9 protein-coding genes and 2 pseudogenes are annotated in these 12891 nt (G+C 69.2%); 6 read left to right on the top strand and 5 right to left on the bottom strand.

Annotation, left to right across the window (positions count from 1 at the left end; translation table 11 throughout):
• Positions 1-160: 160 nt before the first annotated feature.
• Positions 161-2382 (bottom strand): annotated as a pseudogene (katG, locus tag LRS04_RS11705) (catalase/peroxidase HPI).
• A gap of 90 nt (positions 2383-2472) precedes the next feature.
• Positions 2473-3135, bottom strand: coding sequence for a MarC family NAAT transporter (locus LRS04_RS11700; protein WP_257816522.1), 663 nt, complete (start codon positions 3133-3135; stop codon positions 2473-2475).
• A 227-nt stretch (positions 3136-3362) separates the two neighbouring features.
• Here LRS04_RS11700 and LRS04_RS11695 point away from each other — a divergent pair.
• Positions 3363-4650, top strand: a pseudogene (locus LRS04_RS11695) (hemolysin family protein).
• Positions 4651-4795: 145 nt separating this feature from the next.
• Positions 4796-6037 (top strand): sodium:proton antiporter, encoded by a 1242-nt coding sequence (locus tag LRS04_RS11690; RefSeq protein WP_257816521.1) that lies wholly within the window; start codon positions 4796-4798, stop codon positions 6035-6037.
• Between the two features lie 18 nt (positions 6038-6055).
• On the opposite strand, the gene LRS04_RS11685 is transcribed toward LRS04_RS11690, so the two are convergent.
• Positions 6056-6760: an N-acetyltransferase gene (locus LRS04_RS11685; protein WP_257816519.1), complete on the bottom strand. Its 705-nt coding sequence runs from the start codon at positions 6758-6760 to the stop codon at positions 6056-6058.
• A gap of 70 nt (positions 6761-6830) precedes the next feature.
• Between LRS04_RS11685 and LRS04_RS11680 the strand changes: the two genes are divergently transcribed.
• Together LRS04_RS11680 and LRS04_RS11675 are read left to right on the top strand one after the other, a co-directional pair.
• Entirely contained in the window at positions 6831-6998 is a 168-nt protein-coding gene (locus tag LRS04_RS11680) for a hypothetical protein (RefSeq protein ID WP_257816518.1), read from the top strand.
• Positions 6999-7353: 355 nt separating this feature from the next.
• A complete protein-coding gene (locus LRS04_RS11675; RefSeq protein ID WP_308238126.1) occupies positions 7354-7818 on the top strand; it encodes a DUF411 domain-containing protein in 465 nt (154 codons plus the stop codon).
• Positions 7819-8126: 308 nt separating this feature from the next.
• Here the strand turns inward: LRS04_RS11675 and LRS04_RS11670 are convergent, their stop codons facing one another.
• Positions 8127-8336 carry a hypothetical protein gene (locus tag LRS04_RS11670; protein ID WP_257816517.1) on the bottom strand — a complete coding sequence of 70 codons (210 nt, stop codon included), beginning with the start codon at positions 8334-8336 and terminating at the stop codon, positions 8127-8129.
• A gap of 440 nt (positions 8337-8776) precedes the next feature.
• Between LRS04_RS11670 and LRS04_RS11665 the strand changes: the two genes are divergently transcribed.
• Positions 8777-9880 carry a PAS domain-containing protein gene (locus tag LRS04_RS11665; protein ID WP_308238330.1) on the top strand — a complete coding sequence of 368 codons (1104 nt, stop codon included), beginning with the start codon at positions 8777-8779 and terminating at the stop codon, positions 9878-9880.
• Here LRS04_RS11665 and LRS04_RS11660 read toward each other — a convergent pair.
• The gene (locus LRS04_RS11660; RefSeq protein ID WP_257816516.1) at positions 9869-10282 is read right to left on the bottom strand and encodes a response regulator; all 414 of its coding nucleotides are present in this window, start codon (positions 10280-10282) and stop codon (positions 9869-9871) included. The two genes, LRS04_RS11665 and LRS04_RS11660, sit on opposite strands and share 12 nt — an antisense overlap.
• Positions 10283-11791: 1509 nt before the next feature.
• Here LRS04_RS11660 and LRS04_RS11655 point away from each other — a divergent pair.
• On the top strand, positions 11792-12418 hold the full coding sequence (locus LRS04_RS11655) for a pyridoxamine 5'-phosphate oxidase family protein (protein WP_257816515.1): 627 nt from the start codon (positions 11792-11794) through the stop codon (positions 12416-12418).
• Positions 12419-12891: the final 473 nt, after the last annotated feature.

The following is a 12891-nucleotide window of genomic DNA, read 5'->3' as shown; positions in this document are numbered from 1 at the left end:
CACGATCCCCTTCTCCCCTTGCGGGAGAAGGTGGCGCGAAGCGCCGGATGAGGGGTCGCGCCGGCCCTTTTTGCGCCCATCCCTCCCCTTCAGGGAGGAATGAAAAAACGCCCCGGCCTTTCGACCGGGGCGCAGGGCTCGGGCAGTTCTCCCGTCGTCGCTAGGCCACGTCGAACCGGTCGGCGTTCATCACCTTGGTCCAGGCGGCCACGAAGTCCTTCACGAACTTCTCCTTGGCGTCGCTGGACGCATAGACCTCCGACAGCGCCCGGAGTTGGGAGTTGGCGCCGAACGCCAGGTCGGTCCGCGTCGCCGTCCACTTCGGCGCGTTGGTGTCGCGGCAGGAGCCCGCGAACTCCTCGTCGCCGCCGTCCTCCACCTGTTTCCAGGCGGTGCCCATGTCGAGCAGGTTGACGAAGAAGTCGTTCGTGAGCGCGCCCACCTTGTCGGTGAACACCCCGTGCTTGGAGCCGCCCTGGTTGGCGCCCAGGACGCGCAGCCCGCCCACTAGCACCGTCATCTCCGGCGCCGAGAGGCCGAGCAGTTGCGCCCGGTCCACCAGCAGCTCCTCGGTCGGCACGCTGAACGGCGTCTGCAGGTAGTTGCGGAAGCCGTCGACCCGGGGCTCCAGCACCGCGAAGCTCGCCGCGTCGGTCTGCTCGGCGGTGGCGTCGGTGCGGCCCGGGGTGAACGGGACCTCCACCGCGTGCCCGCCGTCCGCCGCCGCCTTCTCCACGGCCGCCGCGCCCGCCAGCACGATCAGGTCGGCGATCGACACCTTCTTGCCGCCGCCGGCCGCGCCGTCGAACTCGGCCTTCACGCCTTCCAGCGTCTTCAGCACCCGGGCGAGTTCGGCCGGGTCGTTGACCGCCCAGTCCTTCTGCGGCGCCAGCCGCACGCGGGCGCCGTTTGCCCCGCCCCGCTTGTCCGAGCCGCGGAAGGTCGAGGCCGAGGCCCAGGCCGCCTTCACCAGCTCGGAGACGGAGTGGCCGCTGGCCAGGATCTTGGCCTTCAGCGCCTTGACGTCGGCGGCGTCCACCAGCGGATGGTCGACCGGCGGCAGCGGGTCCCTGCCAGATCAGGTCCTCGGCCGGCACCTCGGGCCCGAGGTAGCGGACCTTCGGCCCCATGTCCCGGTGGGTCAGCTTGAACCAGGCCCGGGCGAAGGCGTCGGCGAACTGGTCGGGGTTCCGGTAGAACCGCTCCGAGATCTCCCGGTACTTGGGGTCCATCTTGAAGGCCATGTCGGCCGTGGTCATCATCGTCGGCAGGCGGCGGTCCGGGCTGTGGGCCCCGGGCGCCATGTCCTCCGGCTTCTGGTTGATCGGCTGCCACTGCTTGGCGCCCGCCGGGCTGCGGACCAGCTCGTATTCGTACTCCAGCAGCATGCGGAAGTAGTTGTTGGTCCAGCGGATCGGCGTCGGGGTCCAGGCGCCCTCGAGGCCGGACGTGATGGTGTGGTCGCCCATCCCGCTCTCGTGGCCGCTCTGCCAGCCCAGGCCCTGCTGGGCGATGTCCGCGCCCTCCGGCTCCGCGCCGATCTTCTTGGCGTCGCCCGCCCCGTGGCACTTGCCGAAGGTGTGGCCGCCGGCGGTCAGGGCGACGGTCTCCTCGTCGTTCATGCTCATCCGCGAGAAGGTCTCGCGGATGTCCCTGGCCGACTTCAGCGGGTCGGGCTCGCCGCCCGGGCCCTCGGGGTTCACATAGATCAGGCCCATCTGGATCGCCGCCAGCGGGTTCTCCAGGGCGCGGCCCTCTTCCTCATGGATGCGGGTCTTGTTGTCGGCGTGGCCGACCCACTGCTCCTCGGTGCCCCAGTAGATGTCCTTCAGCGGCTCCCAGACGTCCTTGCGTCCGCCGCCGAAGCCGAACACCGGCCCGCCCATGCTCTCGATGGCCACATTGCCGGCCAGGATCATCAGGTCGGCCCAGGAGAGCTTCTTCCCGTACTTCTGCTTGATGGGCCACAGCAGGCGCCGCGCCTTGTCCAGGTTGGCGTTGTCCGGCCAGCTGTTCAGCGGGGCGAAGCGCTGCGAGCCCGACGACGAGCCGCCGCGGCCGTCGCCGGAGCGGTAGGTCCCGGCGCTGTGCCAGGCCATGCGGATGAAGAACGGCCCGTAGTGGCCGTAGTCCGCCGGCCACCAGGGCTGGCTGTCGGTCATCAGCGCGGTCAGGTCGCGCTTGAGCTGGGCGTAGTCGAGCGACTTGAACTCGGCGGCATAGTCGTAGTCGTCGCCGTACGGGTCGCCGGTCAGGCCGTGCTTGTTGAGGATGTCGAGGGGAGAGCTGGTTGGGCCACCAGTCGCGGTTGGTCCGCCCGAGCAGGGTGCGGAGCGCCCGCGGCTCCTTGGCCGGATTGCTGAGGGGGCTGGCGTCGTCCATGGCGATCCTCCGTATGTCGTTGCCCCGACCGTACGCCCCCCTCTCCCCGCCTGACCAAGTGAAAATCCCTATCGCCCTAAGTGAACGGCTCTATGGGGGCAAACTTGGCGCTCCCCCGGTGATCCCGAAGAAGGCGTCCACCCCGGACAGCAGGAACTGCATGCCGATGCAGATCAGCAGGAAGCCGAAGATCCGGGTCATGGCGTCTAGCCCGCTCTTGCCCAGGAACGTCACCATCCGGGTGGACGCCCGGAGCACGACGAACGAGATCGCCGTGCAGGCGGCGATGCCCAGCACCACGCCCACATAGATCAGCGCCCAGTCCTCCGGCCGGGTGGAGCGGATCTGCGCCGCCGAGCTCAGCACCACCGAGATCGACCCCGGCCCCGCCAGGCTCGGCATGGCGATCGGCGTGAAGGCGATCTCGCCCCCGTCCGCCCCGCCGTCCGCGGCGCCCGGGGCCGGCGGCGCCGGGAACAGCATCCGGAACCCCACCGTCGAGATGATCAGCCCGCCCGCCACCCGGATGCCCGGGATCGAGATGCCGAAGAAGTCGATGATCCACGACCCGACCAGCAGGAAGCCCACCAGGATCGCGAAGGCGTAGAGACAGCCCCGCAACGCCTCGCGGTGCTGCTTCTCCGGGCTCATCCCGGCGCTCAGCGAGACGAACAGCGGCGCCGTCGAGAACGGGTTCATGATCGGGAACAGGGCGCCGAGCGTCAGCAGTACGGCTTCCACCAGCGTCGGCATTCGGCGGCTCCTTCCGCAAGGCCGCCGATCAGGCCGCGCGCCGCGGCGTCCTCCCATCGGGTGAACACCGGAGCCTCCCCCTCGCCTTCAGGGGAGGCGCTCGGCGCGAAGCGCCGCCGCAGGCGGCGCCGGCCGCATTGCCTTGCGTTTGGCGGTCGCCGGATCGCCCGCCACGCTCTATTCCTGCAACGAGGCGCCAACCGGGCGTCGTCGACCTGCCCAGGTTCATGATCCTCCTTGCTTCCGCCGTCGTCCTCCTTCTGGTGGTGCTGAACGGCGTCTTCGCCATGTCCGAACTGGCCGTGGTCTCCTCGCGCAGGGCCAAGCTCCAGGCCCGGGCCGAGCGCGGCGACAAGGGGGGCCCGGGCGGCGCTCCGCCTGGCCGAGGACCCCACCCGTTTCCTGTCGTCCGTGCAGGTCGGGATCACCCTGATCGGCATCCTGGCGGGCGCCTACGGCCAGGCCACGATCGCCGGCGAGCTCGACGCCATCCTGGAGCGCGACGTCCCCGCCCTCGCCGCCTACTCCGAACAGATCGCCACGGCGGTCGTCGTGGTCCTGCTGACCTATTTCTCGCTCATCCTCGGCGAGCTCGTCCCGAAGCGCCTCGCGCTCATCCACCCCGAGGCGATCGCCGGCGTGGTCGCGCGCCCGCTGACCGGTCTGGCCAGGCTGATGGGGCCCTTCGTCACCCTGCTCACCTTCTCGACAGCGACGGTCCTGCGCCTGCTGCGGGTGCGCGACAGCGACGGCTCCGCGGTCACCCAGGAGGAGGTGGAGAGCGTGCTGGCGGAAGGCACCGGCGCCGGCGTCATCGAGCCCCAGGAAGAAGCCATGATCCACGAGGTGATGCGCCTGGGCGACCGGCCGGTCCGGGTCGCCATGACGCCGCGCACCGAAGTCTACTGGGTCTCACTGGACGACCCGGAAGACGTAATCCGCCAGGAGGTGATGGCCTGTCCCTACTCGCGCTTCGTGCTCGCCGCAGGCCAGGACTTCGACAGCCCGCTGGGCGTCGTGCACAAGCGCGACGTCGCGGACGCCCTGCTTGCCGGCGCCGCGCTGGACCTGCGGGCGATCGCCAAGGAGCCGCTGTACATCCCGGAGACGACCTCCCTGCTGGGGGCCCTGGAACAGTTCAAGTCGTCCCGGCTGCATATGGCCTTCGTCGTCGACGAGTTCGGCGGGCTGGAGGGCGTGATCACGCCGACCGACCTGCTGGAGATGATCGCGGGCGATCTGCCGGAGAGCCACGACACCCCGGGCGCGGCCATCCTGGAACGGGAGGACGGCTCGTACCTCGTCGACGGGCGCGTGGACCTCGTGGAACTGTCCGACCGGCTGCAGGAGAGCTTCCAGGAGGGCTCCTTCCATACCGTGGCGGGCATGGTCCTGCACCACCTCGGCCGCTTCCCGACCGAGGGGGAAAAGGTGCGGCTGGGATCCTATGAGGTCGAGGTCGTCGACATGGACGAACGCCGGATCGACAAGCTGATCTTCCGCCGCATCCGCTGACGTCGGGACCGCCTCCGCGCTTGCCCGGGGCCGGCCGCGAAGCGCCGAGCCCCGGCCCTGACCCGCTCAGGGTCGAGGCCGCCCTCGAAAGGCAGCGAACTCCCGCCCGCCTCGCGCGCTATGGCTTCCGAAGGGGAGCGCCTGCGTGTTCGAGATTTCCGGCTACCATCTGCTGCTGGCCGGGCTCGGCGCGGCGATCCTGCTCGCCTACTGGCTGCCCAGGTTCTTCTCCGGCCGCGAGCCCGCCGCCTCGGCCCTGCTGATCGGCCTGGGCTGGCTGCTGTTCGGCTGGGTCGAGGGCCTGCCCGAGGCGATCAGCCCGGTGACCGCCGCCCGCCCCTGGGAGATCGCCAGCGAGCTCTGCGTCATCGTCGGCCTGTTCGGCGTGGGCCTCAGGCTCGACCGGATCGCCAACCTGCCGCGCTGGGGCCCGACCCTCCGGCTGCTGGTCATCGGCATGCCGCTGACCATCCTCGGCGTCGCCGCGCTCGGCTGGCAGGCCGCCGGCATGACGCTGGCCGGCGCCCTGCTGCTGGGCGCAGTCCTCTCGCCCACCGACCCGGTGCTCGCCGGCGACGTCCAGGTGGGTCGGCCCACCGAGGGCGGCGAGCACCCGGTGCGCTTCACCCTCACCGCCGAGGCCGGGCTCAACGACGGCCTGGCCTTCCCCTTCGTCCATCTCGGCCTGGCAGTGGCCGCCGCCGCGACCCTGACCCCCGACCTCGCCCTGGAGTGGGCCTGGCGCGACCTCGCCTACCGGATCCTGATGGGCGGGGCCTGCGGGGTCGCGGTCGGCTGGCTGCTGGGAAAGATCCTCTTCGGCATCCCGCGCCGCAACGCGCTCGCCGAGACCCAGGCCGGGGTCTTCGCGCTCGCCGGCGTGTTCGTCGCCTACGGCCTGACCGAGCTCGCCGAGGGCTACGGCTTCATCGCGGCCTTCATCGCCGGCGTGACCCTGCGGCGCGTCGGATCCGACCACGCCTGCCACGTCCGCCTGCACGACTTCTCCGAGACCGTGGAGCACGCGCTCACCGCCATGCTGCTGATCGCCCTCGGCGCCGCCATGCCGGCCCTGGTCCAGCCCTTCGACCCGGTCGCGGCGCTGATCGCCCTGGCGCTGATCTTCGTGATCCGCCCGGCGGTCGGCCTGCTGTCGCTCGTCGGCGCCGACTTCAACCTGCGCCAGCGGCTGGTGGTCGCCTTCTACGGGGTCCGCGGCGTGGGCTCGATCTACTACCTGGCCTATGCCGGCAGCCACGCCGAGCTGAAGGACGAGGCCCGGCTCTGGTCGATCGCCGCCATGGCCATCCTGGTCTCCACCGTCGTCCACGGCTTCTCCGCCGCCTTCGCCGTGGAGCGGGCGACGGGGGAGAAGCAGACGGGCTGACCGCCGCGCCGCCGGCCGCTATCGCCTGGGCCGCCGCACCATCGGATGGATCCCCGGGAAGTCTCCGGGCTGGACGAAGCCCATGACCTCGAACCCCCACCGCTCGTAGAGCGGCACGTTCCGCGGATTGGAGCTCTCGAGATAGGCGATCGCCCCCTCCTCGTCGCACCGCCGCAGCGACTCCCGCAGGATCGCCGACCCATAGCCCCGCCCCTGGCGCGCCGGGTCGACCCCGATCATCGCGAGATACCAGTGCGGCTCCTGGGGATGGTAGCGCGCCATGGTCTCGCCAAGCTCGCCCAGCACCGGCAGCTTCGCCTCCCGCGCCAGCTCGCCGATCACCGCCATCATCGCCTCGCGGTCCGAGGTCACGCCCGGCGGCAGCCACAGCGCGGCCGCGGCGCCCTCCTCCGCGAGCCAGGCCGTGCCCTCGTCCAGCGCCGCCCCGCCCATCCCGCCGGCGAAGGCATGGAAGCCCTTCAGCAGCTTCTCCGGCGTATCCAGCACATAGCGCAGGCAGGGATCGCCGCTGAACGCCAGCATCAGCGCGTCGAGCACCGCTCCCCGCTCCGCCGCCTCCGCGACGCGCACGCCATGGTCCCCCACCGCCACCTCCTCCGGCTCGCCGAGACGCTCGGGCCGATGTCGTCGTCTCCCCTGGAGGATACGTCGATCGGGTTCGAAGGCCCACCATCCCCGACGGCGCCCGCGCCGCCGGATCATGATGCCCGCCGACCGACTGGATCGGGAGCCCCGCGGGTTGCTATGAGCCGCGATGCCCAGGGAGCCCGCCATGAAGCAACTGTCGAACTTCACCATCGAGATCCGCACCAACGACTTCGTGCTCCGGCTCACCGACGACGAGGGCGAGGTCACCGAGTTCGCGAGCTCCGCCGAACAGCTCGACCGGGTCATCGACGCCTTCAACGACCTCATGGACGAAGCCGACGAAGACGAGTGACGGCCGCGCCCTTCACTCGAGGCCGCGAAGCGCCGACCCCGAACGTCCCGCGAAGCCGACGTCCGGTCGGCCTCCGGCGCGCGCTGGAGCTGCGCCGCAGGCTTCGGTACTGACCCGTGTCTCCGGAGAACGGCGGCTGCGGGAACCACACAGAAAATCATCGGGCGTCTGTGGGCGCGTTCGCTGCGAAGGCGTCGGCAGCCGATCTTCGTAGGCGTCTGCTATTGCGAGACTGTCAGGCAAGCGGCCGAACGATCGAAGCGCTGCCCGGCGCGCCGCTCTCAATCCCTGGCGAACGCGCGGCGGGTCCCCATGTCAGGGAAGGTCGCCGCCCGCGCGTAATGGAAGGATCATGTTGACCGAAGCTCGCCTCGCCCGTCGCCGCCTGTTGCTCGCCGCGCCCGCCATGCTTCTCGCCGGCGGCGCCTGCGCGGCGCCGGCCCGCGCCCTGACGGTCTACAAGACGCCCTGGTGCGGCTGCTGCACCGGCTGGATCGACCATATGCGACGCGCGGGGTTCAAGGCCGATGTGGTCGAGCTCGAAGACCTGGCGCCCGTTCGCGAACGGCATGGCGTCCCCTTCGCCCTGTCCTCCTGCCACACCGCCCTCGTCGGGACCTACGTGGTCGAAGGCCATGTGCCGGCGCCGGACGTCGAGCGCCTGCTGCGGGAGCGGCCGAAGGCGCTCGGCATCCTGGCGCCCGGCATGCCCCTGGGGTCGCCTGGCATGGAGACGCCGCGCGGCGACAAGGAGCCCTACAACACCCTGCTCCTCCTGGACCGAAGCGGCCGGACCGCCGTGTTCGCCCGCCACGAGTGAGCGCGTCCGCCGCGCGCCGGGGCGGGGGCGGCAGGATGGAGGGTGTGATCGTCAGCTATGCGAGCAGCGGACCTTCTCACTGGGCCCGAGAGCGGGCCTCCGCATGCAGGTGGCGGTTGTGTCGCGCGCCTCCAAGAGCGCGGCCGATCACTCGCAGCACAGCGCTGCTCGCGCTCCGGTCGTCTAACGCGATGGGCGCCTGGCGGGTGACAGCCTGGGTCCGATAACTCCGGGTAGTCGAGTGTCAGACGAGCTTCCGACCCGCTTTGACACCGGGCCGAACGGCTGGAAGAACTTCCGGCGTGCGCTCACGGTGCGGCCCGACCCAATTTTCCGCTTTTGAGTTTGCGGTTTGCTGAGCGCCTGTCCGCGGGGGCCAGCTGATCTGCACGTTCGCGCCAGTATTTGGCAAGTTGCAGCAACTCATCCCTGTCCTCGGGTGTCCGGGCCTCTTCCGCAAGCTGCGCCATGTCGTAGGCTAGCTCCAGGAAGCGTTCTCTATCGAGGTGCGAGGCCATCTAACTCCACCCGTTCCCTTCGACGTTGCAGCCTTCTGAGCGAGCGCCAGCCACGCTTGCGCAGTCGCAGTAGCTCTTCTTTCTGCGCCTGGTTTGTCAGTCCACGCAGGGCTTGCGCCAAGCAGAGGTATTGGCCACTGGCCGTCATGCGACCTTGACTGCGCTCGATGCGGCAGGGTGACAACGCCCGTAGTGACTACGGGTTTGTCAAAAACTTGGGCTCGTTGATAGGGCACGGGCGCCGCCAGAAGCGCCGGCCTGCCCCCGCCCGCAAGCCGAAGCCGGCCGACGCCGCCTCATTGGCAAATCCGCCGCACCTTAAAAACCTGCGCCGTGCGTGTGGCGGCGCAACCAATGTCGGGACTATGCTCTTTGATAGCTTTTTGGGCCTACCAGCGCCTGCTTAGTCTGCCACCTGGACCGGGTCCAAACGCTGAAGGATTCATTCCCTGAGCACTGACGGTAGTGAACCGGCGAACGCCACAGGCGCTGGAGCGCTGGAGGCGCCTTGGCAAAACGATCTGGCTGACGACGCCGTTGCGCTTCTCGAGAGCCGCGCACAGCTGCAAGTGCTCACAGACGCCATGCCACAGATGGTTTGGTCGACACGTCCAGACGGATTTCACGACTACTACAATGCGCGCTGGTATGAGTTCACAGGCGTTCCTGCCGGCTCGACCGATGGCGAAGCCTGGAACGGGATGTTCCATCCAGACGATCAGGAGAGAGCCTGGGCCCATTGGCGCCACAGCCTCTCGACCGGCGCGCCGTATGAGATCGAGTATCGGCTTCGCCACCGTTCCGGCGAATACCGTTGGACGCTTGGGCGGGCCCTGCCCGTCCGGAACGATGTCGGGGCTATCGTGAGGTGGATCGGCACCTGCACAGACATCGACGACGCGAAGAAGGCAGCGGAACAGAACGAACTGCTCAACCGCGAGCTAAGTCACCGGATCAAGAACATTTTCGCCGTAATTTCGGGGCTGATCGGCATCTCGAGCCGCAGCGACCCCTCCGTCCGTCCCTATGCGAAAAGCCTTCAGGACCGGATCGCCGCTCTGGGTCGCGCCCATGAGTTTGCGCGTCCCCACAGCGAGACATCGCGCCCCATACTCGGCGCGTCGACCCTGCAGGGGCTGCTGACGGAGATCTTCCGTCCTTACCCTGCCTTCGACGCCGGCAGCATTCGCGTCTCCGGAGACGATGTTCCCATCGACGATCGTGGGGCCACGCCCATGGCCCTATTGTTCCACGAGCTGGCGACCAACGCGGCGAAGTATGGGGCCCTCAGCTCCGAGGCCGGGAGGGTCGATGTCACGCTTACCTTGAGCGGAGGCTCGATCGGCATGGTCTGGCAGGAGGCCGGCGGACCCGAGATTGAGAGAGAGCCGGAGCGGCTCGGCTTCGGCACACGGCTCGCTCAGCTGAGCGTCGAGCAGCAGCTCGGCGGAAGGTTCGACCGGATATGGGAGCGCGACGGACTGCGCGTCGAGGTGTCGGTCCTTGCCGAGCGGCTACACCGTGAGGATCGATCAGGCAGCTGAGAAGAGCTGCAGATCCTCTGGGGGATCGGCAGGCTCTCCGTTCTGAGACGCTAGAATGTAGTCCAGGGCCGCACCTATGACCTCTTCACGGCAGGGCTTTCCCAGCACGCCGAGAATTCCGGTCGCCGACGCCCGTGGCAGGATGTTCGGGTTTGCCGTCACGAACAGGACCGGCACTCCGAAATCCTCGACCAGCCGCTGCGCGATTGCAGGACCTGTCGGTCCGTCCCGGAGATGGATGTCGACGATGGCGACATCCGGCTTCGCCGCGGCAAGCGAAAGGGCCGCTTGCGTGTCAGGGGCGATCCCGACCGTTTCAAATCCCAGCTCCGCCAACGCCGCTTCGACGTCTGCGGCGACGAGAAATTCGTCTTCGACGATGAGAACGCGGCCCCGGCACATGTCGGCCAATACGCAAAATGATGGCTAAGCGTTCCCTAACTTCACGACGATGTCTTCCGCGGCGCATCATCTGGATGACGTCGTGGCGAGTCGCCGCCCGTAATCGTCGCAAGGCGGCGAACTTGGGACGCGTGCGCATCCCCGGAGCGCGCCGCTGATCGCACGGGGTCGACGACTTCGGTGCGCGATCGGTTATCCCGCCGCCCAGGTTTCCCCCGCCCAAGGGTGCCGGCGTCACCGCCAGCTGGCTCTCGAGTGCCCGCACGCCTAGCCGAACGGTGGCTTTCCACTCCCTGCTGAAGTTCGGACCGTCGGCTCCGAGGTGGGTAGACGGAACGTCCGCTTCCCGGCGTAGCGTCAACTTCCGCTTTCGACCCATTGCTGACCCTCATGTGGGTCTCGCCTATTCGACGGGACGGGGCGGAATCTTAAATCGGATTGGGACGACGACCGTATCGCCCGCGACCGGAAGTTTGGGAGCTCCCTTGGTGGGGGGGCCTCTTCATGTTCATTTTCATCTTCGGGACGAGTTCGAGGGCAGTCGCCCCAAACCCGGCGTTGGGTGGGGTCTCGCTAAGGACCTCACATTCCTGAAGCCCTCCCTCGGCGGTGAGCCGACACCTGAGTTGGACCACTGCTTCGAGATGCTCAAGTCCCTGCCGGGCGGCGGGGTCCGTCAGGCTTCCGGGTGCTACGCGAGGCGCGGCTAGGCCACTTTGTGCCGCGAGAAGCCCTGCGATAACAAACGCTCCCGCCATGACCGGTAGCCCTCCGCAAGCCGGTGCCAATGTCAGCGCGGTGTGGCGGTCTTATGTCTCTACGGCAGTCTGTTTTTCACCCGCCGCTGACCTTTGGAAAGTCGCCTTTGGTCCAGAGGTGACGGAAGGCCGAGCGTTCAGCCGCGCCGTCCGAACAGTAAGACCAGAACGGTCACGAGCAGGACTAATGAGCCTGCGAAGCCAACGATCTTCCCTTCAAGGTCGTCTCGGAAGACCGGCGCAATAGCCGCGGTGAAGGGGATCAGCGCTAGGGCTAGCTTCCCGTATCCGGCTTGAAATTGCCGGAAGGGCTCTGGGTCATAGTCATCGGGCCGCATCGTCACCTAGTAGCCGTCCAAACGGAATGACCGACAAGCCAATCCCAAGCGCAAAGTGAAATTCCAGTAGCCGGGTCATTGTCCGGATTTTGACCTCCGCATGATCGCGGCCGCGGTCTGATCGCGGACAACGAGCCGACGACCGCTCACCACCCATTGCGGCCGGTGAGGAGGTCCGCTTCCCGGAAGCTGTGGGTCTGCCTGGGAGCGGATCTTCCAAACTTCAGCCAGGAGTAACCACCCACATCCAGCCACACGCGGCCGCCCGAAGCCCCCCGCCGAACGACAACCTCCGCAACGCCCGCCCCAGCGCCGCGAGCCCCCCGCGCGCTCCCGGTCCAGCCGCCCGCCCGCCCCCGCTCCGACCTGCTATGACTCCGCCGGACGTCGTCGCCGTCCTCCCGGAGCCGCCCATGCCCTATGGCTTTCTCGACATCGCGATCACGCCGAGCGTCCAGGCCGCCCAGGCGGCGATGGGCGCGGACCGTGTCTGGCGGACCTTCACCGGCGAGCGCAGCTTCGACCGCTTCACCGAGGCCGAGACGGCGTTCATCACCGCGCGCGATAGCTTCTACATGGCCTCGGTGTCGGAGACCGGCTGGCCCTATGTGCAGCACCGGGGCGGCCCGGCCGGCTTCCTGCGGGTGATCGACGACCGGACGCTCGCCTTCGCCGACTACCGCGGCAACCGCCAGTACATCAGCACCGGCAACCTCGCGGCGAACGACCGCGCCTGTCTCATCCTGATGGACTATCCGAACCGCGCCCGGCTGAAGGTCTATGCGCATGTGGAGATCCTGGCGGTCGACGCGGAGCCGAACCTCGCCGACGCCGTGGCGGCCCCGGACTATCGCGCCCGCGTCGAGCGGATCTACCGCCTGCGGCTGGCCGCCTTCGACTGGAACTGCCCGCAGCACATCACGCCGCGCTTCACCGAGGCCGAGCTCGCCGTGGCGCTGCAGCCCCTGCAGGCGCGCCTCGCCGAGCTGGAGGCGGAGAACCGCGCGCTCCGCGCCGCCCGGCCCGCCGCGGACGGCTAGGACGCGTCGCGCCGGACGCCCCCTGTCCCCGCTCGCAGTCGAGGATCGGCGCGCACCACCGCCGCCAGCACCCCCACCCCCAGCCAGGCGCCGAGGATCGGGCTCACGCCCACGCCCGCGAACGGGACCGGAAACGCCCCCCACGAACGGCGCGAGCGCCCACACGCCCAGGCACAGGCTGAGCGCAGCGCCCGCGAGCCCGGCCCCGCCGCCGGCCCGCCGCGCGAGCACCGCCGGCGCGGCCGCCGCCAGGGCGATGGCGGCGAAGGTCGCGGCGGCGAGCCACGGCGAGACCGCGAAGGCCAGCGCCAGGACCTGCTCCACTTCCGGCACCGGCGGCAGGGGATCGGGCCGGAGCCAGGCGAGCGTGGCGAGGCCGGCGCAGAGCGCGGCCAGGCCCCAGCGGGCGGTGCGTCCGGGCGCGGCGGCGACGGCGACCAGCGCCAGCACCGCGGCGAGCGCGGTCGCCTGCG

The organism is Phenylobacterium sp. J367, assembly GCF_024699985.1.
GTDB lineage: Bacteria > Pseudomonadota > Alphaproteobacteria > Caulobacterales > Caulobacteraceae > Phenylobacterium.
Note: the sequence above shows the minus strand (reverse complement) of the source record. Positions and strands in the feature narration are given on the sequence as shown.